This is a genomic window from Nitrosophilus labii, from assembly GCF_014466985.1.
GTDB classification, from domain to species: Bacteria; Campylobacterota; Campylobacteria; order Campylobacterales; family Nitratiruptoraceae; genus Nitrosophilus_A; species Nitrosophilus_A labii.
The window spans coordinates 397821-421083 of sequence record NZ_AP022826.1 but is presented as its reverse complement, the minus strand read 5'-3'; the positions used below and the strand labels follow the sequence as shown (position 1 = coordinate 421083).

Annotated in this window: 16 protein-coding genes and 1 tRNA gene; 5 read left to right on the top strand and 12 right to left on the bottom strand. The window is 35.8% G+C overall.

Annotation, left to right across the window (positions count from 1 at the left end):
• Positions 1-3 precede the first annotated feature (3 nt).
• From NIL_RS02160 to NIL_RS02140, 5 genes are all read left to right on the top strand, one after another.
• Entirely contained in the window at positions 4-1713 is a 1710-nt protein-coding gene (locus tag NIL_RS02160) for a hypothetical protein (protein ID WP_187648002.1), read from the top strand.
• Between the two features lie 9 nt (positions 1714-1722).
• Entirely contained in the window at positions 1723-2715 is a 993-nt protein-coding gene (locus NIL_RS02155; RefSeq protein WP_187648001.1) for a 6-bladed beta-propeller, read from the top strand.
• A gap of 10 nt (positions 2716-2725) precedes the next feature.
• Entirely contained in the window at positions 2726-4852 is a 2127-nt protein-coding gene (locus tag NIL_RS02150; protein ID WP_187648000.1) for a cytochrome c3 family protein, read from the top strand.
• A complete protein-coding gene (locus NIL_RS02145; RefSeq protein ID WP_187647999.1) occupies positions 4827-5342 on the top strand; it encodes a hypothetical protein in 516 nt (171 codons plus the stop codon). The genes NIL_RS02150 and NIL_RS02145 overlap by 26 nt, the downstream gene beginning before the upstream one ends.
• 110 nt (positions 5343-5452) lie before the next feature.
• Positions 5453-8662, top strand: a complete 3210-nt coding sequence (locus tag NIL_RS02140; RefSeq protein ID WP_197972112.1) for a cytochrome c biogenesis protein CcsA — start codon at positions 5453-5455, stop codon at positions 8660-8662.
• Positions 8663-8686: 24 nt separating this feature from the next.
• Here the strand turns inward: NIL_RS02140 and NIL_RS02135 are convergent, their stop codons facing one another.
• The 12 genes from NIL_RS02135 to nhaD form a co-directional block, all read right to left on the bottom strand.
• A complete protein-coding gene (locus NIL_RS02135) occupies positions 8687-10669 on the bottom strand; it encodes an LTA synthase family protein (protein ID WP_187647998.1) in 1983 nt (660 codons plus the stop codon).
• An 86-nt stretch (positions 10670-10755) separates the two neighbouring features.
• Positions 10756-10842, bottom strand: a tRNA-Leu gene (locus NIL_RS02130).
• Positions 10843-10915: 73 nt separating this feature from the next.
• The gene (locus tag NIL_RS02125; RefSeq protein ID WP_187647997.1) at positions 10916-11221 is read right to left on the bottom strand and encodes a F0F1 ATP synthase subunit C; all 306 of its coding nucleotides are present in this window, start codon (positions 11219-11221) and stop codon (positions 10916-10918) included.
• A 306-nt stretch (positions 11222-11527) separates the two neighbouring features.
• Positions 11528-13723, bottom strand: a complete 2196-nt coding sequence (locus NIL_RS02120; RefSeq protein ID WP_187647996.1) for a polyribonucleotide nucleotidyltransferase — start codon at positions 13721-13723, stop codon at positions 11528-11530.
• Positions 13724-13739: 16 nt separating this feature from the next.
• The gene (locus tag NIL_RS02115) at positions 13740-14015 is read right to left on the bottom strand and encodes a J domain-containing protein (RefSeq protein ID WP_246434453.1); all 276 of its coding nucleotides are present in this window, start codon (positions 14013-14015) and stop codon (positions 13740-13742) included.
• Positions 14016-14021: 6 nt separating this feature from the next.
• Positions 14022-15488, bottom strand: coding sequence for an MlaD family protein (locus NIL_RS02110; protein WP_187647995.1), 1467 nt, complete (start codon positions 15486-15488; stop codon positions 14022-14024).
• Positions 15489-15497: 9 nt separating this feature from the next.
• Positions 15498-17558, bottom strand: coding sequence for an LPS-assembly protein LptD (locus tag NIL_RS02105; RefSeq protein WP_187647994.1), 2061 nt, complete (start codon positions 17556-17558; stop codon positions 15498-15500).
• The gene (locus NIL_RS02100; protein ID WP_187647993.1) at positions 17551-17982 is read right to left on the bottom strand and encodes an RDD family protein; all 432 of its coding nucleotides are present in this window, start codon (positions 17980-17982) and stop codon (positions 17551-17553) included. Before NIL_RS02100 ends, NIL_RS02105 begins: the two co-directional genes overlap by 8 nt.
• Before the next feature lie 3 nt (positions 17983-17985).
• Positions 17986-19257, bottom strand: a complete 1272-nt coding sequence (purD, locus tag NIL_RS02095) for a phosphoribosylamine--glycine ligase (RefSeq protein WP_187647992.1) — start codon at positions 19255-19257, stop codon at positions 17986-17988.
• A 369-nt stretch (positions 19258-19626) separates the two neighbouring features.
• Complete coding sequence (locus NIL_RS02090; protein ID WP_187647991.1) at positions 19627-20277, bottom strand: uroporphyrinogen-III synthase; 651 nt, start codon at positions 20275-20277, stop codon at positions 19627-19629.
• 63 nt (positions 20278-20340) lie between these two features.
• The gene (gene guaA, locus NIL_RS02085) at positions 20341-21891 is read right to left on the bottom strand and encodes a glutamine-hydrolyzing GMP synthase (protein ID WP_187647990.1); all 1551 of its coding nucleotides are present in this window, start codon (positions 21889-21891) and stop codon (positions 20341-20343) included.
• Positions 21892-21931: 40 nt separating this feature from the next.
• Positions 21932-23233, bottom strand: a complete 1302-nt coding sequence (nhaD, locus tag NIL_RS02080) for a sodium:proton antiporter NhaD (RefSeq protein WP_187647989.1) — start codon at positions 23231-23233, stop codon at positions 21932-21934.
• Positions 23234-23263 lie beyond the last annotated feature (30 nt).

Sequence of the window (23263 nt, the reverse complement as noted above, 5' to 3'; positions counted from 1 at the left end):
TAGATGAAGAGACTATTTTCTGTTCTTATAGTATCTGTTCTATATTTTTCAACTCTTCAGGCTAAAAATTATTACGGTAAACTCTCATATACCGTAATGTTTGACAATACCGAAAACTCTACAAATAAAACGGAGAAAAGTTCCTATATACAAAATTATGAACTAGGTTATACAAGTTTCATATATAGTCCGTATCTTCTAACCTACGATCTTGGATTTGGATTACTTATAGACAATTCAAAATCTACCGTAACAAACGAAAATAGTTCATATACCGTTGAAAGCGACGTAAAAAATATCAACTATAGATTTTACGCCGATATAATTAAAAAATCTAACTATCCTTTTACTATTTATAAAGAAAAAACCGAATCTCCAGTATGGAATATTCAAGCTGGGAGTTCACTACTCTCCACTTATAATCTAGACGCTCAAGGTATAAGAGGAAGTATAAAAAATAATATTGTAAATATCGGTTACGCATATAGAGACTCTACCTCCGAACAGACTACAGCATTTTCTTATGAAAATCAAAAAAGAAAAAAGTTTTTACTGACATTTAACAAAGAGTTTGAAAAGAACATCAATGCAAACTTAACTTTAGAGCATGAAAATAGAGACTACTATAAAGAGGATAGAGGTATTAACTATATAGATCAGTGGAGCGATAGCTATGATTCGGCTTTAGCAAATCTCTCTTGGAAAATCTCAGATATCTCAAATCTAACCTCATACGCCAAATATTTAAATAATACCTATTTGCAACTAGAGAGTATAACGGCGTATATCAATCACACCTATTCACCAAATAGAAAGTGGAGACTTAACAGCTCGCTACTTGCCGATAGCGTAAGTTCAAACGGAACAAAAAACAACTATCTAACTCTAAATCTAAACAACATATATAATTTTGACAACAATATCTCAACAAGGCAGAATCTTCAGGTATTTAACGCAAGAGGAGATTCTGCCGATATGACTTTAACTAGCTTAACGCTTGGAGCCTCATACCAAAAATCTCTCACAAAAGATCTCATAGGAACTTTAAGTTTAGACGTAACGGGGAGAGCTGAAAAATATAGAGATCAAAATATAACTTTAGATGATCGCAATATGCTTTCATATACACTAACGGCTGGATTGTCAAAAAACTTTAAGGAAGCAAAAAGCTCAATATCTTCAGATTTATCTTTTTACCAGCTTATATCTACGGGAGTCGACGCGATACAGAGGATTAGCGCAAACGCTAGATACAATAAAATGTTTAAAGAAAATATTAATTTCAATATCTCTTTGTACTCTACTTTGGAAAAGAATGAATATCTTGACAACAATCAAACACAAAGCGTATCAAAAACATATTACGGTTTAAATAACAGCCTTAGCTATTGGACAAATGTTGGATATAGAGGAAAATTTTCGGCAAATCTAGGTTTTAGATACAGCGGAGGAAACTATACAAAAAGGACCAATCCCTATGCAAACAGCGAATTTTTATATACGTTAAGAAGAGATCTGATATTTAGGGTTTTAGGTAAAGTCACTAGCGATACGGTATATGGTCTAACCACATACACTTCAAAAGCTGAATTGGTCTATAAAGTAAGAAAGGTTAAAGTATCGGTAGGTTCTGCTTATAGTGCACAAACGGGCTCAGAAGAAGGGCAAAGAACTCATACTAATATCTATTTTAGAATAGAGAGAAAATTGTAAGGATAAGATATGAAAAAGTTATGGATTGTAGCTCTAGCTTTTACTCTTCAGTTATGCGCGCAAAAAAACGAAAAAACTCTTTACTGGCCACAGCCTCCGGAAAAAGCTAAGATAGCTTATGTAAAAAGTATATCAAAAGCCGAAGATTTAGATATCAAAAAAGGGTTTTTCGCAAAAATTTGGGATTTTTTCGCAGGTAGCGAAGAGAAAAAACTTATAAAACCTTTTGGCATCCACTTTAGCGACGACAAGTTATACATAACAGATATAGGAGCTAAAGCTTTGTTTATCTTTGATCTTAAAAATAAAAAGCTAAAAACTATAGATGTAAAAAAAGAGTTTCGCTTCATCTCTCCCATAGACGTAACTACCGATAAAAGAGATAATATATATATAACCGATTCGGTGCAAAAAGTGGTTATGGTTCTAGATAAAAACGGAAATTTTTTAAGAAAAATCGGAGAAAAAAGACTCAAACGCCCAACGGGCATAGCCTATAACAAAGAAAAAGATCTTATATTAGTATCCGATACGCTAGCTTCAAAAATAAAAATCTTTACTCCAAAAGGAGAGTATAAAAGCTTTATAGGAGGTCTAGGAAACAAAAACGGAGAGTTTAACAGGCCGACGTTTATAAATTTTGACGATAAAGGATTTTTATATGTTAGCGATTCGATGAACCATAGAGTACAGATCTTTGACAAAAAAGGAAAATTTGTAAAAAAATTTGGCAGTCTCGGCAATACGATAGGAAGTTTTTCAAACCCTAGAGGGTTAGCGGTAGATAAATATGGTAATATATATATAACCGACACGCTATTTCACGCTATTCAGATTTTTGATAATAATGGTAACATTTTATTGTCCTTAGGAAGCTACGGACAAAAGGCGGGAGAATTTGCCATGCCGGAAGATATAGAGATAACTAAAGAGGGGTTTGTGTACGTTACAGACTCATACAACATGAGAGTACAGATATTTAAGATACTAAACTACAAATAAGGAGGCGGATATGAAACTAATTGTTACTTTAATAACCATTTCTATCTCTTTTATCTATGCCGGTACTATTTTAAACACCAAACATAACCTCTCCGTTACAGGTCCAGGTAACATAAAAGCCTCCACAGAGCGGGAGGTGTGCGTTTTTTGCCATATCCCCCACCATTCGCAACCCGGTAAGCCTCTTTGGAACAGATCTATGCCTCAATCGGCTTATACTATGTATGAGAGCGAGTATCTAAAAAGAACCAACTATCCGCTTCCGGCCGATCTAGGTATTACCGAGGGAACTCCGGGGTCACTCTCTAGACAGTGTCTTAGCTGTCATGACGGTACTGTAGCCATAGGTTCTGTTTATATGGTAAGAGGAAATATTTTAGGAAATACTCTCATAGATATGTTAGGGGTTAACGCCGACGGCACTATGCCCTCAACGGCCGAGGGATTTATAGGCACCGATCTCTCTATACACCATCCGGTCGGCATTGAATACGACCCTACAAATATCAAAAATTTTGACGTAGGAAGTAAAAGTATCGAGTTAAAAAATAGTCCCGATGCACCTTTAAAACTCTATACTTACAACGGGAAGCAATATGTAGAGTGTTCCTCTTGCCATGATCCCCATATAGAAAACTCAAAATTTTTAAGAGTTACAACGGGCATTAATCACGGTGATAACGTAAAAAAAACATGTATGTCATGTCACACCAAAAACCAAAATAGCACAACACTAGGCGCACACGGAACAGCAACCAATACCTATACGGACACTTTGGTAAATAGCAGATACAATAACGGCGCAAGCGTAAGCGTGAGTGATCTTTACTGCGCTAACTGCCATACCCCACACAACGGACAAGGAAAACCCTATCTTCTAAGAAAAGTGGAACAAAATAGCTGCTACATGGGCGCTTCCGACACTAGAAGTACAGCACCTTGTCACGGTACTGGAAGTACGCTATCAACAAATAAACAGATTGAAACCGTCTTAAATAGACTCTATTCGCATCCGACAAATACGATTGACGGAGTGCATACAAACCTAGATACGCTTTACGGTTACGGTTCGGTAGAAACTGATCCGGCAGCCTCTCATAGCGTTAAGTGGGACACATCGAAACACGCCGAATGTATGGATTGTCACAATCCCCATAAAGCCGAGGCCGGAACACACGCACCGGCTGGACAGTGGTATCCTACTTTACCCGATATTTCGACTAATCTAGTTTCAAACGTTTTAAAAGGCGTTACCGGTATAGAGCCTACTAGCTGGCCGGCCAACTGGACTCAACCAACCTCTTTTACAACTTTAGCAGAGGCCGAAAAAGAGTATCAGATCTGTTTTAAATGTCACTCGTACTGGGCGTTAGGACCTACTCAAGCTACAGCCTCTACGGAAATCGCCACCGCTTCAACCTCGGCTTGGATAGACAACGAAGCTATGAATGCTACGGATCAGGCAATGGAATTTAACCCCAACAACAAATCGGCTCATCCGGTAATAATGCCTCTTAACCAGATGCCGGGCTCTTACGCGCCTAGAGGTTTAGACACTTGGGGGACTACCGACGTAATGTTTCCACCTTGGAATCAAAATCTAGGTAATCAAACCATGTACTGTTCAGATTGTCACGGTGCTGACAATGAAGATAGCGTCGATCCTAAAGGTCCTCACGGCTCAAACGCAAAATTTATGCTAAAGGGTCCCAATAAGTACTGGCCGGTAGATCAAAATGGTAATCTATTCAGCACTGGTCAAATTCAAGCAGATGGTACTATCCCTGGACTATTTTGCGCAAACTGTCACAATCTAAACTATCCGCATAAACAATGGATCTGGAGAATGTCAAGACTTAACATAGCCTGTGTAGAGTGTCATATAGCCATTCCTCATGGTTCGCCAGTTTCAAGACTTATAGGATATACAAACTTTCCGGAACCCTATAACTACAACTATAACGGAACTAAAATGTTAAAAATTATGGGATATAGAAAAGCAAATCCTACCTCTTTGGATATATTGGCAGATAACGTTTATGCTCCTACCTGTAGCGGAGGCGGCTGTCACGGAAAAAATGTACTTGGTTATGGAGATGGAGGAAGTGGATATGATCCAGTCACTCCTCAACCATAAGGGAACAAAAGTAACTCTTTTTTCCCTTCTGTTTCTATCCGTAACGCTCATTGCCAATACAGACACAGAAGATATAAAAGATATAAAAGAGACGATTTTAACATACAATCAAACCATTATAAAATCGGCTAAAAAAAAAGATTTCATAAAAGTTTTTAAAAATATGGATTTTTTAAAAGCCGTAGCAACCGAAAAAATAAGTAAAAAAAACTATTTTTGGATCGCCGCTTGGCAAGAAAACAATCTATACATGAACGCCTCTTTAGATAAGATAGAGTTCAAAAAAATTGTTGTAAATAAAAATAGCGCCCAAGCCTATACAAACGAAAAATGGAGCTATAGATATCTAAACTATCTACCAAACGGTAAAACAAAAGAGGCTTACCCGCTGACTAAAATCTTTTACCAAGTAAAATACTCTCTTTTAAAAGATAACAACAGATGGAAGATTTCAGGTATCGATATACTCTCTCAAAAAGAAAAGAAATAGCATGACTTTAAGCTTAATTATAAATAAAAATTATCAGTATATTCTTTTGTATCTACTTTTTAAAGCTATAAAAGTATATAGTCGATTTATGCAAAACTAAAAGGAGTTTTATGAGAAATATGATCCTAAATATTTGGAATATTCTTATATCTATGAAAACAATGGTGATTTTAACGATAATTTTCGCATTTTCTATAGCGGTAGCCACATTTATAGAAAACGATTTTGGAACCGAAACGGCCTGGGCGCTGGTATATGCGGCAAAATGGTTTGAGATACTGCAAATACTTCTTGGAATAAACCTTGCCGGAAATATCGTACGATATAAACTATACCGCTTGAAAAAACTTCCTGCTTTTATATTTCATTTAGGATTTTTAATAATTCTCATAGGCTCAGGACTTACTAGATATTTTGGATATGAAGGTGTAATGCATATTAGAGAAGGACAAAGCGAAAATAGAATGTTATCGGCCGATGCATACCTGCAGATTCAAGCAAAAAAAGGAGACGAAGAAGCGTATAAAGAAAAAAAGATCTTTTTATCCTCAATAGGCGGAAACGATTTTGAAGAGAAGCTAGAAATTGGAGGAAAAACTCTATACGTTAGATACAAAGATTTTATAAAAAACGCCGAAAAAATAGTCGTAGAAGATAAAAACGGAAAACCTATAATCTCTATTACGGTCGCAACTCCCTCCGGCCCGGAAATATATATACTCGAATACAACCAGTATGCAGACTTAGGACCTATTTTGATAACCTTTGGAGCCAAGGAGCCAAAAGAGGTTAAAAAACCCTACCTTCACATATTTATAAAAGATGGAAAATTTTACTTCACATCAAACCAAGATACAGGATATTTTAAAATGGCTACTCAGGAAAAAGGTATGTTAGCCGCAAACAAAGCGCATCCTTACGAAACGAAACTTATGTATATAATCAACGGAATTCAGCTTGTACCGCAAAAAGCTCTACTAAAAGGCGTCAAAAAGATCGTCTCAGCCGATGAAGTAGATAGCGCGATGAAGATGAAAGGACAAAAACTATCCGCTTTAGTAGTGGAGGTTGAACTAGACGGAGAAAAAAAAGAGGTAGCTTTAATGGGAATGGGTAGAAGGTTTAAAGGTTATAGCGAAAATATAAATATAAAGGATACGCAAATATCTTTAGAGTGGGGTTCCAAGGAGCTAACGTTACCTTTTTATCTCTATCTAAAAGATTTTGTCATCGAAAAATATCCTGGCTCTATGAGTCCATCTTCTTATGAGAGCCACGTAATACTTTATGATGAGAAAAACGGAGTAAAGATGCCATATAGAATCTATATGAACCACACTTTAGAGTACGGAGGATTCAAGTTCTTTCAATCTAGTTACGATCAAGACGAAAAAGGAACTATACTTTCGGTAAATCACGATCCGGGCAAATGGCCTACCTATATAGGATATATACTATTAGGAGTAGGCTTTTTGTTAAATATACTAAACCCGTACAGTAGATTTGGAAGACTTGCAAGAACTAGATATATCAAACCGACACAAAACGCTTTGGCGCTAATTCTATTTTTTACTATGGTATCTGGAAAACTTTACGCCCAAAACGAGCAGCATATTCATACTCATCAAATAAATAATATCGACAAAATCATAGAAACGGTTAAAAAAATCGACAAAAAACACGCAGATCTTTTTGGAACCATACTACTTCAAGGACCAGATGGAAGGATAAAACCTATAGATTCAGCAGCAATCGATATCTTGAACAAAATTCACGGCTCGGACACTATGTTTGGTTTAACACATAACCAGATCATTTTAGGAATGGCCTCCAAACCCACATACTGGCAAAAGATAAAAATGATAAAAGTAAACCATCCCGGAGTAAAAAAGCTTTTAGGCCTAAACGAAAACGAAAAATATTTCGCTTTTATAGATATTTTCGATAAATACGGTAACTACAAACTAGCAAAACTAGTAGAAGAGGCGGTTAGAAAAAGACCTGGAGAGAGAGATAAGTTCGATAAAGAGCTAATAAAAGTAGATGAGCGTATAAACATAGCATATATGGTATATACCGGAGAGTTTATGAGAATATTTCCCCTAAAAAACGATCCAAACAAAACCTGGTACTCTCCCTCCGCAGCTTTAAAAACGTTTCCGCCCGAAGAGAGAAAAGTTATCAGAACTATTTTGGAAAAAAACTTTAAAGGACTCAACAAAGGACTTAATACGGGAGATTGGACTCTAGCGGACGAAGCGGTTAACGAGATAAAAGCGTATCAAAAAAAGTATGGATCCGATATTATTCCTTCTGAAAACAGAATAAAAGCCGAACTACTCTATAATAGGCTAGATATCTTCAATAGATTGGTGCCCGTTTATCTGATATCGGGTCTGATTTTGCTATTTTTTATTTTCGCTAGATTGATGAAACCATCTTTAAATCTTGAAAAACCAACAAAAATAGTGGTAATTATCCTGTTTTTAGCATTTTTGGCTCATACTTTCAATCTCGGATTAAGATGGTATGTAGCAGGACATGCACCTTGGAGCAATGGGTATGAAGCTATGCTTTATATATCTTGGTCGATCATACTAGCCGGGATACTGTTTGCTAGACAATCCGAATTTGCCGTATCCTCAACGGCTATTTTTGCTGGTATTACGTTATTTGTAGCACATTTAAGCTGGCTAGATCCGCAAATAACCACCCTAGTGCCAGTCTTAAAATCTTACTGGCTAACTATACATGTCTCCGTAATTACCGCTAGCTATGGATTTTTAGGACTGAGTGCGCTTCTTGGCTTTATCGCCCTAATACTCTTTATACTACTTGGATTTACCAAAAACACAGAAACGCAAAAGCAGATTGTGTTAAATATAAACGAAGCCAACAGGATAAACGAGATGTCTATGATAGTTGGTCTCTCTCTTTTAACGTTAGGCAACTTTCTAGGCGGAGTATGGGCAAACGAGAGTTGGGGAAGATATTGGGGTTGGGATCCTAAAGAGACATGGGCATTGGTTACTATTTTGGTCTATACCGCGCTTATACATTTAAGATTTGTTCCAAAAGCGTGGAATAGTTTCAATTTTGCCGCCTTTTCCGTAGTCTCTTACAGCTCAGTTATAATGACATATTTTGGAGTCAATTACTATCTATCGGGTCTACATTCCTATGCTGCCGGCGATCCGGTACCTATTCCGACATGGGTCTATTATGCAGTAGCCATAGTATCGGCTATTATCTTAGCCGCATACAAAAATACCCGAATATACGATAGCGTCAAAAAAGCCGCGCTAAGAGATATAAATTAGCGAGTCTTGCTCGCTAATTTAATCTTACTTTTTTAAATGACTTTTTACTATATAATCCGTAGCGGCTAATGCAGCCTTATAATACTTTTCACATAACTTTTGCTCTTTGTTTGCGGCTTTTTTGAACCTAAAAGCTCCCTCTTTTGAGATAATGATACCTTTATCGTTAAAACCGCAATGAAGAACCTTTTTATCTAACAAATTGGTTCCTACGGCTATATACTTTGCGTTTGAGAGCGTGAGATTGTAAAGAGTGGGCATTATATCTTTGTGAGAACCTGGAACTTGCATATCTACATCTTTTGGTTTGAAACTTTTAGGAATATATATATATAAAGGGATCTTTTTAGACTCTTCTACATAATTGTCGTAATGCATAACACCCTCAATAGTGTTATTGTCAGCGGTTATAACTACGACCGTCTTTTCGGCTAAAGAAGAAGATTTAACCATATCCAAAAATCTCCCCGCCATATCTAGTGCGTATTGATAATCGTAAAGCCTTTTTTTTATAAGTTCCAAATCTCCTCTTAGATGTTTTTTCAACTCCTCGCTAAAAATCATTTTTTTTGATTTATAGTCTTTAGGTATAGTGTATGGAGGATGGTTATTTGTAGTTAAAGCAAATATGAATTGCGGTTTTTTTGAATTTTGTAATTTTTTCAAAATATAGTCGTAAAGATATTGATCATATACTCCCCAGTCGTGCGTGGAATTTTTCTTATCTAAAGAGAGCTCATATAATATTTTAGCTTTCCCCACTACTTTATCAAAACCCTGTTTAGAAAAGAAGTTTCCAACGTTTCTCCAAGAAAGTTCACCGCCGTATATAAATGAGGTCTCATAACCCTTTTTTTGATACACTTTTGCCGCCGCCTGCTTAAAAGAGATGTTTTGATAGATACTTTGAGCATAAGGTACGCTTTTTGGTCTAGCAACTAGATTTAAAAGCATAGGTTCCAACGAAACTATCGTACCGTTTGAAGCAGATATAAAGTTCTTAAACAAGATATCATTTTCAAAATGTTTTTTAAGCTTCCTCATAATATCAAAATTATCTCTTTGATATTTGAGTATCGGCATACCAAAACTCTCTACCATTATAACTACAACATTCAACCGATTTTTTTCCAATTTTTCATTATAACGAGTATTATAGGTTATACTCTTTATGAGATCTGTTTTGTCAATATTCTCTTTATTAGAGACTATCTTAAAAGCTTCTTCAATTTTAGAAGAAAATCCCATCTCTTTTATATAGTCAGTTTCTCCATTTTTACTTTTTTTATACTGTTTTATAGCCTCTACAAATAGATATACGCCGTTTTTTGAGATTTTATTTAAAAAATTGTCGTGCGCTACGTCTTTTGTCCAGTGATAAATAGGAAATAGTCCAAACGTTCCTCTGATAGCTATAAAGGTTAAAAGTATTAACATAAAAAAGATCGATATCTGTTTTAAAATCCCATAATTCTTTACTTTTACAGCTTTTATCTCTAAAGTAAATCTTTTTACTAACTTATATATGATAAAAATATATACTAATGTAACCGTAAAAATTAAAAAGAGATTATAATTTTTCTTTGCAATCTCCCATAAAGCCCTAGTATCATCGTCAAAGATTCCAAAAATCATTATGTTTATTCTATCTCCAAAATAGGAGAAAAAACCTATATCGGAAGCCAAAATCAATGATATAAAAAGATAAAAAGTAAAAAAATAGAAAAAGAGCACTCTTTTTACAAATGTAAAAGATATGAACCTGTTTAAGATGTAAGCAAATATTAAAAAAAGAAGAGGTATAGAAAAAACATACCCCAAAACTGATAGATCAAGTCTCAAACCTAACAAAAACGTGTTGAAATAGTCGATAAAATCAGCTTTTATTTCAGATGAGGCAAATTTGAAAAAAGCTAGCCTAAATAGCGACATTATAAACAGAAAGAAAAATTGTAATATGATCAGATTTTTAAGTAGAGTCAAATAGTAAGAAAATCTACTTTGCAAAGGAGTCCTTGAAGCAAATTTAGTGTGACAACAGGCATGAAGGCCACTACTATCTCTTATTTTAAACTGCTTGTCTTAAATAATCATGGTGCGGCAGAGAGGACTCGAACCTCCACGGGATAACTCCCACAAGGCCCTCAACCTTGCGCGTCTACCAGTTCCGCCACTGCCGCAGATGTTGGTTTAAATAGATTTGGATTTTACCAAAATGAAAAACCAAAGGCAAGAGCCTTCGGTTTTAAAATATTAACCCAAGAACGGATTAGCGTAAAGAGCGATAAGCGCGATAACAAGAGTATAGATAACCTGCGCTTCGATCATCGCCAAGGCGATAAACATCGTAGTCATTAGCTTTCCGCCAAGACCAGGATTTCTAGCAGTTCCCGCTATAGTAGCCGCCGCTGTTTGACCCATACCTATACCACCACCGGCTGCAGCGATACCAAGACCAATACCAGCAGCAACAACAGAATAAGCTTGAATCATGCTTTCACCATCTCCAGCAAAAGCAAAACCTACAAACGCAACCAAAAGAAAAAACAACTTTTTCATAAAAACCTCCTAAAAATTTGAAAAAAATCGTATATGCAAAGTCCGTTCGGCTTGCGTATCCCTACTTGTCACTTTGCAAGTGAGATTTTATAAAAATTATTGTTAAAAATAGATAAATTGGATATTGGAATTTTTGGTTGAGTAGTTAAGTAGTTAAGTAGTTAAGTGGTGTTACATTAGGAATTGGGAATTGAATAGGGGATAAGTGGCAAGGGATAATACCCTCTTACACTCACACTCTCCACTAACGACTATCGACTATTGTCTCTCCACTTACCCTACTCATACTCATCTATTTAACTAAATCTATTTAAAAACTCGCCTCAAAGCAAGCTCTATTTTGTGTCCTTTTTGCGATAAAACTTCTACCTCGACTTCATCGCCGATGTTTACCACATCTTCAACTCTATTAACTCTACCAGAAGACAATTTTGAAATATGAAGCAATCCGTCTATATCTCCTGGAAGTTCAACAAATGCGCCAAAATTTGCGATTCTTTTTATCTTACCTTTTAAAATCTCCCCCTCTTTAAATTGAGGTATTTCAGGCTCATCTTTTTGTGTTATCGTTTTTATATGATCACATGCAGCAACCACTTTAGGTTTGCTTTTTCCGGTTACTTTTACTTTTCCTTTATCTCTTTCTATATCTATGTTTACCTCAAACTTTTCGATAATCTCTTTTATAGTTTTTCCGGCTTGACCTATAATCTGAGCTATTTTACTTGGATGAACGGTAATCGTTTCGGTCGTAGGCAAATTTTCTTCGTTTATCTCTATATTCTTAGCTGCATCTTCCATGATATCCAATATATGTATCCTAGCCTCTTTTGCTTGCAAAAGTGCCTCTTTTAAAATAGAAGCTTCAATACCCCCTACTTTTATATCCATCTGCAAAGCAGTGATGCCATCTTTTGTTCCTGCCACTTTAAAATCCATATCTCCGTCATGATCCTCTAGACCCATTATATCCGTAAGGATCGCATACTCATCTCCTTCTATGACAAGCCCCATAGCTACACCCGCCACAAGATCAGTAGTTTCAATATTAGCAGCCCTTAAAGCCAAAGCTCCACCGCAAACGGTAGCCATAGAAGAAGAGCCGTTTGACTCTAAAATCTCTGAAACAAGTCTAATCGTTTTATCTTCTGGTATATCGACTACCGGTTCTAAAGCTCTTTTTGCCAAATTCCCGTGTCCCAACTCTCTTCTTCCTGGAGCCCCTATAGGCCTTGCCTCTCCAACACTAAATGGAGGAAAATTATAATGCACCATAAAATGCTCATACTCAGGCCCTTTACTAGTTAAAAGCTCATACATCTGAGCCGCTGTTTTTTCACCTATCGTACAAACTACTAAAGCTTGAGTCTGACCTCTAGTAAAAAGGCAAGAACCGTGAGCAGAAGGCAATATATTTGTCTCGATAGATATCTCTCTTACATCTTTTAGTCCTCTTCCATCTGCTCTTTTTCTCTCTTTTAAAATCATATCTCTAACTATCTTTCTTTTATATTTATCTACAACTTTCAAGATAGTCTCTTCATCCCAGTCCTGCTCTTTTGCTATCTCATCTTGGGTTATCTTTTTTGCAATATCCGTCAGCGCTTCTGCTCTTTCGCTTTTTGCCATAGAGTTTATAGCTTTATATATCTCATCTTTATATATCTCATCTATATATGTCCATATATTTTCATCAATCTTTTCTGGTTTTATATCAACTTCAACCTGAGACTTAGCAACCTCTATAAAATATTTCTCATACTCTTGACAAGCGGTATTTATAGCCTCTTTACCCTGTAATATTATTTGAGCCAACTCCTCTTCTTTAAAGGCGTTCGGTTTTTTTACCAAAATTACCTCTTGTGCAAGCGTTGGGTCAAGTATCGGATCAACCGTAGCCGAAGGTAGAGTTTCCGACTCGTAAGTAGCAATCGATCTCATCTCTATCATTAGAAGGTCATCTTTGGTACCGGCTAGATAAAGATCTAATGTGCTTTCGTTAAGTTGGCTAAGTTTTGGATTAAAAACTATCTCATCGCCAATTTTAGCCACTCTCAAACCACTAACTGCGGTTCTTATAGGAATATCGGAAACATAAAGCGCCGCCGAAGCTGCGTTTAGTGCAAGAACCTGAAGATCGGACTCCTCATCAACGCTTAAAACCATCACCGTAATCACCACCGGATTTAAAAAACCTTTAGGAAAAAGTGGTCTAAGAGCCCTATCTACGACTCTAGAAGTTAAAGTTTCAAAATCTCCGGGCTTTTGCTCTCTTTTTACGAAACCTCCAGGAATTTTACCTGCCGCGTACGATTTTTCTATATATTGAACGGTAAGAGGTAAAAAATCCTCTTCCACCGGAGTTTTGTCCATTACAACGGTAGCTAACATAGTAGTTTTGCCGCTTTGAAGCAAAACTGCTCCGTTTGCCTGTTTCGCCACTTTTCCTATATCGTATCTCTCTTTAATATTATTCATATCAAATTCAAATGTACAGTGCATATCTCTCTTCCTTTTTTTAAAATCTAAATCTTTTTGCGTGGTTTTGAGTTGGAAACTGTTTTAAAATCTCCTCTTCGCTAAAACTAAATTTATAGTTTTCGGCGTACTCTTTCAATATCTCGTAGGCTCTGTTAATCTTCTCCATCTCTTTTACATCGCCTCCTCTATCTGGATGATGTTTTTTGGCAAGATAGTAGTATCTGTTTTTTATATCTTTGAGCGAAACTAAAGGAGGAAGTCCCAAAATATCCAAAGCTTTTTGTATATTTTGAACTATTTTACTATCTTTCAAACACTCTCACTTTATAAAAGTTCCAGCACCGCTTGCAGCGCCTAAAATCGATTTTAAATCATTATCAATAAAATCAAATCCCAAACCAAATATAAAGTTAGTCGCTTCGCTATTTAAAAAATTATCTACTCCTACAAAAGTATCTAAATGTTTTAAAAATCTATATCTAGCTAAAAGTTTCAAGTGCGGATTGGTGCCCCTTACGTCATTTACCGCATTGAAATCGTAAGCTTCTAGAGAAACTTTTGCTCTATCAGTAAACATAAAATAGTCCACCCCAACTCCACCGGTATTTTCAATAATACCCAATCTAAACAGAAAATCGTTATATCTTCTTCCATATTGAGCAGAAACTAGTAGTTTAAAATCCTCATGAGTTTGCGGCTCTATAACGTTACCACTGTTATCTAACCTCGAATAGTCATCTCCCGAAACTACATCTAGCATATAATATTTATTAGGAGTAGGTATATAGTAAATACTCGCATAATTTTTAGTATAAGCGTCATTTGCCATATATTCGCTTCTAAAAGCTATCTCGATCTGAGAATTTGCCACTTTTTCTAAATAGCTATCAACCTTTTTAAAGGTATCCCCGCCCGTCGTAAAAAAGTAATCGGCTGAATTGATAGCTTTGTTTAGGGGCTCTTTATTGTCTTTTATAATCTCTTCCAAATCTTTCTCTAAAGAGGAAAATCTATCTAGAATCTCAGGAAGTTTCTCTTTGGCTTTTTTTCCAACCTGCGAAAGATCGTTAGCAAGTTTGTCAATTTTTTTCATAATATCTGGAAGTTTGCTATTTATGCTATCTGCGGTATAAGAAAATTTTGAAGACATCTCACCAAACTTTTTTCCGGCTGATGCGAGCTCTTTTGCCATATTGTTAAGATTTACTATTGAATCGGAAATATTTTGCCTATTTTCTTCAATTAGTTTTTTAATAGATTCGGTAATGTCTCTTAAATTTGCCACACTCTTTTTTAGATCGTCTCCCCTATCACCTTTCATATCCTCTCTTAACTCTTTAATAAACTCTTTAAACTCTTTCGCCGCATCGTCTATACTTTGTGCAGTTTCGTCAAAAGTAGGTAAAATTCGCTGTTTTTCTATATAACCGTTCGCTTCTAAATAATCTTTTGTTTTTCCGGGAATTATACTAAGATATTTGGTACCAAGCATACTTTCTTGATTAATCTGAACAACGGAATCTTTAGGAACTTTTACTCCCTTGAACAAAAAAAGCTTGGTTTTAACCTTGTCTCCTTCTAAAACTATATCTTCTACATAACCTACTTCAACACCTTTTATTTTAACTTTTACGTTTCTTTCCAATCCATTAACATCTTCTAAATATGCGTAAATTATATATCCATCTTTTCCTAGATTTGCAAATTTACTCACCTGCGTGCTCAATAAAAAAAGAAACACTAACCCCAATGTTACAAATATACCGACTTTTGCCTCGGTTTTCATATATTGTCCTTAATTTGTAATCTCGTTTCGCTGCCTATAAGCATACTCGACTCCCCCTAAAGGAACCAACTCTACTTTAAAAAGAATAGCTCTATTTTTGATAGAGGAACTCCCAACAGACGTTAAAATTGGGCGAATATCTTCTCTATAACTTATCTTGTAATTCCAACATTTCTTTTTATAATACCAGCCAAATTCCCAATTTTTCATATAGTTATTAACAAAATCGTAATCAATTTTACCAAATAGTTTATATTTTTTAGATAAATTTCGTTGAAGTCTCACCGTAATGAAGCTTGAATCTTCTTTTCCCTCAAATCCATTTTTATAAAAGTGCGACACAATAGCGCTTTGCATAGCATCTTTATAGTTTAGACTTGTAGTAATAGAATTGACGCTGCTATATTGGTGAGAGTAAAAGAAATCACTAACAATGCTAATTTTGCTATTTATCTTAAAGCCGATCTCATTTTCCAAATCTCCATATTTATAATCGCTGTCATAAAAAATCGGCTGGATAATTCTATGATATAAAAACTCTTTCCCATTTTTATCGTAAAAATACTCTTTTAGGCTAACTTCTAACCGTTTTGTTTCACTATTGATAGTTATAAAATCCTCTTTTTGACCCTCGTCTTTTTCATAACTAGGAACAACCAATGAAGCGTTTAGATGTATGGTATGCAAAAAATTTTCGTAACCTTTTATTAGATCTGAGTATAAAGAAAATTTGTGATAGTTTCTAACTATATAGGCGTTCTCTATCCAGTATGGAGTATTGAAGTAATCTATATAGGTCATATATATGTTTTCAGTGACCGAAAAGCCCAAAAAGTCATCAAAAAAACTAAAATAGACACCAATAGGAATATTTAGCTCATACTGCTGAGCGTTAACTCCTACATCTCTATAATAGTTGTTATATTTATAATCGATGGAGTATAAAACGTTATTAAAAATAAGTGATTTAACGTAGCTATGATATTGCAACTTTGGGAATATCTGTAACGTATCCTCGTTAGTCACCTTGGTAGTGTCTATAAAATACTTAGAATAAAATCCCATATAGTGGTTGTACATATTGTAGTAGTAATTTACTCTTGAGGTAATTAGACTTTTATAGCTTTTTTCTATATTTCTGTGTTGTAGATTTAAATAATCTATATCGTTTAAATATTTAAGATCGATATAAAGACCGTCTCTTTTATCAACCGTTGTATTTTTAGTAAATAATGCATTTCTTGTGTAGAAAAACTCAAATCCGTTGTGAGTACTGTTTTTTAAATTTTCTTGCTCTACATAGCTACTCTTCTCTTTAAAAAAACCTGTTTTGAAATATCCGTTTGAATATGGCATATCTACAAATCTAAAAGTAGCGTAAAGACCCTTTCCTCTCTTAGTTCTTATCTGAGGCAAGATCTCAAGATCCCACTGCGGATAGGGAGCTATAAAGATTGGTTGAATATAAACAAAACCCTCTTCATTAGATAGAGCAAATTTAGGTATCAAGAGTCCGCTTTTTCGCTCTTTTGAAGTGGAAAATCCAAAATATGGCAGATAAAATATAGGTATTTCTCCCGCATATAACCTTACGTTGTAGAGATTAACCCATCTTTTTTTCTCGTAATATTTTCCTAAACTAAACTCCAACTTCCAATCAGGATCGGTAGGATTACAACTAGAAACCAAAGAGTCTTCAAAACGAAATAACCCCTCTTTCCCTTTTGCTTCACAAGAGCTAATCCACAATCCATCTTTTTGCTCTATAAAGAAAAAAGGCTTTGAATATATTTTTTTGTTAACCATATCAAAAATCGCATATTCGCTTAATATCGTATATGAGGACTCTTTGAGTATACTTATCTTTCCAAAAAGCTCTATCGTAGAACTGTTTTTATCGTATAAAGCTTTATCCGCCTCTATGTAATAGCCGTCGTAAACTAAAACCACATCCTCTTTGGCAACAACTATATCTTGTCTCGTTTCAACCTTTTTTGCAAACAACTCTAGCGGCAACTCTTTAGAGTAAGCAAGAACACAAAAGAGAAAAAAACAGAGAACTTTATACATTTACCACTACTGTTTTTGCCGTTTTGTCGTGAAATGCCTGCCTGTTTTTGCCTATGAAAGCAAGTAGAAAACCGAGATAAAAAGCCATTTCGCTTATGATTCTAAAAACCGCTCTATTAAACGCTTGAGAAAAGGTAACAGCGACAAATTTCTCAGCAGAAACCACCTCTATCTTCATTGCCAATTTTCCGAGCGTAGCTCTAAACTTCCACACAAAATATGTATGATAAACGATCTTTATAGTAATCAAGTAGATCAAAAATTGATTCATTATAGAAGAGATTTCCAAAAATGTAGCGTTGGATGGCAGCATATCCCAAATAATAGCCAAAAATATAACAGAAACTACAATATCGTCTATTAAGAAGGCAAAAGCCCTTTTTTGTAAAGGAGCTATTTGCCTTTTTTCAAAGCCAAGCTCCATATACTAATCTCTCAACGCCTGATAAGCGATGTCGCTTCTATACTTTTTACCGGCAAAATGTACTTGTCCAGTAAGAAGATAAGCATAATCTCTAGCCTCTTTCAAAGTATCGCCTATCCCAACGCAAACCAATACTCTACCACCGGTAGCATAAAGTTTACCTTCAGCCAAGCTTACTCCCGCAAATGAGATATGAGCATGTTGGGCTAAATCTTTATGAACTATCTCATCTACTATAATCTCTGCCGGCTTGCTTTTACCATAAGGATAGTTTTCGCTAGCAAGTACTACCCCCACGGCATATTTGTTATAAAACTCTATCTTTAGACTATCCAAATCTTTAGTGGCCGCTTTATAAAAAAGCTCACTGGCAGGTGTTTTAAGAAGAGGCATCAATACTTCACACTCAGGATCTCCAAATCTTACGTTATACTCTAAAACGTAAGGCTCATTTTTTACAATCATAAGTCCAGCAAAAAGTACTCCTTCAAAAGGAGTTCCTTCATTTCTCATTCCATCTATAGTAGGTGCTATAATTTTATCTTCAATCTTTTTATAAAGTTCTTCATCTATCAATGGTGTAGGTGCATAAGCGCCCATACCGCCGGTATTTGGGCCTTTATCGTTATCTAAAAGTCTTTTGTGATCTTGAGCGGCTGGCAGTATTACGTATTTTTCTCCATCACTTATAGCAAATATCGAAAGTTCATATCCGTCCAAAAACTCCTCTATAACGACTCTTTTACCAGCCTCTCCAAAAGCTTTGCCGCTTAACATCTCGCCCGAGGCTTTTTTAGCTTCTTCCTTGCTTTGAGCTATAATCACCCCTTTCCCCGCACAAAGACCGTCAGCTTTTACTACAATAGGTTCAGAAATAGACTCTATAAATTTATAAGCCTCTTCAAGACTATCCGTTTCTAAAAATTTCGCAGTAGGAATATTATGTCTTTTTAGGAAATTCTTCATATATATTTTTGAGCCTTCCAAAAGAGCAGCTTTTTGACTTGGACCAAATATGGTAAGACCTCTATCTTTAAAAATATCTACTATCCCTTCAACCAAAGGAGCTTCCGGACCAACTATGGTCAAATCTATATCCCTCTCTTTTGCAAAATCCGCAAGCTCTTCCCAGCTTCCAGTCTCGATGTTTTTGCCAAGATTTAATGTTGCACCGTTGCCAGGAGCAAAATAGAGATCATTTACACTCTCATCTTTCTTTAGCGCAAGCCCTATAGAATACTCTCTTGCGCCACTTCCAACAACAAGTATGTTCATCGATTTCCTTTGAAGATTTGTGTTAAGAGTTATGAGCTAACAAAAAGCTTTATAAATTTCACATATAACGCATAACTCTTATCACAAATAAAAAAACCCGAGCGGGCGTTCACGCTATGCAATGGTCCCAAATGACCAAAGATGAGGGAATGAGAACTGCTTTAGGCGGCAACTTCTCGCCCGGCGTCCCGGGCTCAAGCGAAGCCACCGACACACCACAGTTCTACGTTTCCCTCCATAGTTCTATTGTCGGACCCCCATATCGCGGGTAGCGCACCGCTCAGGTTTAAATATATTATAAAATAAATTTGCTTAAAAGTATATATTTAGGCATTAGATACTGTTTTAAGATTTAATTTTCGTAAAAAACTAATGATTAGCGTTCAATGTCTCTTTGATAAAATCCACTGTTGCTTGTAAACTCTGACTTGGGGAGATTATATAATCAATATTTGAAGGAATATAAGTAGCGGTTTTTTTACCTATTGCCACAGCTTTATAACTATCATCCCAACCAAAACATCTAAAAAAACAGTCTATAGTGGATGGGGAAGAGAAAATGATAAACGAGTTTTTTGGAGGTCTTTTTAGCTTTTTACAATCTTCGCAAATGGTCTCATATACTATCGACTCTGTTACATAAAAACCTCTGTTTTCCAATATCGCAGCAAGTTTTGATAAAACTCTTTTTGCTCTCAAATATAAAAATTTTGAGTTTTTATCAAAATTTTGAGATATCTCTTTTGCAAACTCATCACCGTAAAACTTTTTTGCGATAAAAACCACTTTACCGCCGTACTTCTCTATCATCTTGGCAGTTGCTTCTCCAATTGCCAAAGATGGAATCTCTCTCCACTCTTTTGATATTTTTTCAGCTGCCAAAACACCGTTTTTTGAAGTAAATATCAGATAGTCATATTTTTTAAAATCCAGATCTTTCTTGAAGAAAATTTGCTTAATTACCGGAAGTTTATTAGCGCCTTGAATATCTTTATTTGAAAGTATATATATATTGCCCACTTTGAAAAACCCTATCCAAAACAACCGAAATAGTCATTTTAAAAACGGCTGTAACAGCCGTTTTCACTCCCACTCTATAGTGGCAGGAGGCTTGGAGCTTATATCGAAAACAACCCTGTTTATTCCATTAACTTCGTTAATAATCCTGTTGCTGATATTTTCAAGCAGATCATGAGGCAGATGAGCAAACGTAGCCGTCATACCGTCGGTACTCTCTACACATCTAACCGCAACAGTATTCTCATAGGTTCTCTTATCGCCCATAACTCCAACGCTTTGAACGTTCAACAAAACTGCAAACGCCTGCCAAAGTTTCTCATAATATCCTGCAGCTTTTATCTCATCAAGAAGTATAGTATCGGCTCTTCTTAAAAGTTCTAAACTCTCTTTGTTAACTTCTCCCATTATTCTAATAGCAAGTCCAGGCCCTGGAAAAGGGTGTCTTATAACCATTTCTTTAGGAAGTCCCAGCTCAAGTCCTAGTTTTCTAACCTCATCTTTAAAAAGCTCTCTTAAAGGCTCTATTAGCTCAAATTTCATCCAATCAGGCAATCCTCCAACATTATGATGAGATTTTATAGTTTCACTGGGTCCTTTCACCGAAACTGACTCAATAACATCGGGATAAAGTGTTCCTTGAGCTAAATATTTCACATCAGTATGTTTTTTTGCTTCCTCTTCAAAAACTTCAATAAAAGTGTGGCCTATTATCTTTCTTTTCTGTTCCGGGTCAGTCACTCCTTTTAAAGCGTTCAAAAACTTCTCGCCTGCATCTACCACTATCAAAGGAACTTTTAGCATATTTTTAAATACATGCTCCACTTTTTCTCTCTCGCTTGCTCTTAACAAGCCGTTATCTACAAATACAGGTATAAGCTGATCACCTATAGCCTCATATAAAAGTGCCGTAACTACAGAACTATCCACACCGCCGCTAAGAGCACACAAAACTTTGTCTTTCCCGACTATTTTTCTGATTTTTTCGATCTGCTCTTTAGCAAAGTGACCCATATCCCACTTCTCTTCAACACCGCATATCTCTCTTGCAAAATTTCTTAATATCTTACTCCCCTCTTCCGAATGGGAAACTTCAGGATGAAATTGAAGAGCGTAAATTTTCTTTTCTTCGTTTGCTATCGCTGCATATGAAGAGTTGTTCGTATGAGCTATCCTTACAAATCCGTATGGTAGTCTTTCAACTTTGTCGGCATGACTCATCCATACAATCTGACCATCCTTCGTGTCTTTAAAAAGTGGGGAGAAAGAGCTGTGAACTTCATCGAAAATAAGTCTTGCTTTCCCGTATTCATGATGATTTGCTCTTACAACATCTCCGTTAAAATCAACGGTTATAAGCTGCATTCCGTAACATATTCCCAAAATCGGAAGTCCTAGTTCATAAATCTTTTTATCAACTCTTGGAGCCTCTTTATCATATACGCTAGCCGGTCCGCCGCTAAAAATAATTCCTTTTGGATTTTTTGCTTTAATCTCTTCAATATCTGTAAAATATGGATAAATTTCGCAGTAAACTCTCTCTTCTCTTAACCTTCTAGCAATTAGCTGAGTATACTGACTGCCAAAATCCAAAATAACTATAGGAACGTTTTTCATCTATATCCTTTTTCAATATGATTCGATAAAAAATTTTTTACTAGTACAAACCGAAAATTTCAAACTGAATATACCAAACTACCAAAGATACTATATATCCAAGCATTATAGTCCACGCATATCTCATATGGGCGCCAAAAGTATAGATTCCTCTAAGTCTTCCCATAACTCCAACACCCGCAGCGCTACCGAAACTGATCAAACTTCCACCAATTCCAGCAGTTAACGTTACAAGAAGCCACTGATCTATTCCCATCTCAGGATTAGCTTTTAATATAGCGCTCATAACAGGAACGTTATCTACTATCGCAGATATTATACCTACTCCAATATTTCCTGCAGTTGGTCCGATAATATCGTAAAGTTTTACAATATATTCAAGAAATCCTAAAAAGTGAAGAGCACCAACGGCGGACAAAATACCGAAGAAAAAGAGCAAAGTATCATTTTCAATATGTTTCATATTTACAAATACGTTAAATTTATCGTTAGAGTTTTTCCTTTTATGAAGATATGAGTAGATCTTAAGTAATGCCAAACCGAACATCATACCCCACATTGCAGGAAAATGGAAAAACTGATGTCCCATTACCGCAAAAAAGATAGTAAATACTCCTAACCATATAACCACTTTTGCTCCTGGTTTTAACTCCATCTTAGGCAAACTCGCATCAAAATATGGCTCTCCTTCTGGAACCACCCTAGATAAGAGCCATGCGGTTAGAAGCCAACCGATTATAGAGGGCGGAAATAGAAAAAGAAAATCTACAAACTCCCCTTTTCCGGCGGTCCAAGCCATCAAAGTTGTAATATCTCCAAAAGGACTCCAAGCACCTCCCGCATTTGCAGCTACAACTATATTGATAGCTCCAGGAACCAAAAACTGATTGTTGGTTTTATCTATAGTAAATAGTACTGTAGAAAGAATTAAAGCAGTTGTTAAGTTATCTGCTACAGGCGAGAGAAAAAAAGCGATTGTACCCGTTATCCAAAAAAGTTTTTTATAACTGTACCCTTTTGAAGTAAGCTTATATTTTAAAACATCAAACACATGCCTTTCTATAAGCGTTTCTATATATGTCATAGCAACAAAAAGGAAAAAGAAAATCTCTGCAATCTCCAAAATCAACTTTTCCATCTCATCATGTAAAGGATCTGGATCCAAACCATTAATAGTAAAATATATCCCAATTATCATAAACATTAACGTACCAACAAGAAGGGCAGGTTTAGCCTTATTCATATGAAATTTCTCTTCAGCGGCTATAAAGTAGTATCCAATAATGAAAATAGAAAGACAAAGATAACCTACCCAAGTATGGGTTAACTCTAGTCCATGCATTTTGACTCCTAATATTTTAATATTTTAATT

Coding starts and splice junctions, on each gene's coding strand:
- NIL_RS02110 (WP_187647995.1), bottom strand. CDS start 15,488: ATGAAAACCGAGGCAAAAGTCGGTATATTTGTAACATTGGGGTTAGTG.
- NIL_RS02125 (WP_187647997.1), bottom strand. CDS start 11,221: ATGAAAAAGTTGTTTTTTCTTTTGGTTGCGTTTGTAGGTTTTGCTTTT.
- purD (WP_187647992.1), bottom strand. CDS start 19,257: ATGAACATACTTGTTGTTGGAAGTGGCGCAAGAGAGTATTCTATAGGG.
- NIL_RS02145 (WP_187647999.1), top strand. CDS start 4,827: ATGATCCAGTCACTCCTCAACCATAAGGGAACAAAAGTAACTCTTTTT.
- NIL_RS02140 (WP_197972112.1), top strand. CDS start 5,453: ATGAGAAATATGATCCTAAATATTTGGAATATTCTTATATCTATGAAA.
- NIL_RS02160 (WP_187648002.1), top strand. CDS start 4: ATGAAGAGACTATTTTCTGTTCTTATAGTATCTGTTCTATATTTTTCA.
- NIL_RS02100 (WP_187647993.1), bottom strand. CDS start 17,982: ATGGAGCTTGGCTTTGAAAAAAGGCAAATAGCTCCTTTACAAAAAAGG.
- NIL_RS02120 (WP_187647996.1), bottom strand. CDS start 13,723: ATGCACTGTACATTTGAATTTGATATGAATAATATTAAAGAGAGATAC.
- nhaD (WP_187647989.1), bottom strand. CDS start 23,233: ATGCATGGACTAGAGTTAACCCATACTTGGGTAGGTTATCTTTGTCTT.
- NIL_RS02155 (WP_187648001.1), top strand. CDS start 1,723: ATGAAAAAGTTATGGATTGTAGCTCTAGCTTTTACTCTTCAGTTATGC.
- NIL_RS02150 (WP_187648000.1), top strand. CDS start 2,726: ATGAAACTAATTGTTACTTTAATAACCATTTCTATCTCTTTTATCTAT.
- guaA (WP_187647990.1), bottom strand. CDS start 21,891: ATGAAAAACGTTCCTATAGTTATTTTGGATTTTGGCAGTCAGTATACT.
- NIL_RS02105 (WP_187647994.1), bottom strand. CDS start 17,558: ATGTATAAAGTTCTCTGTTTTTTTCTCTTTTGTGTTCTTGCTTACTCT.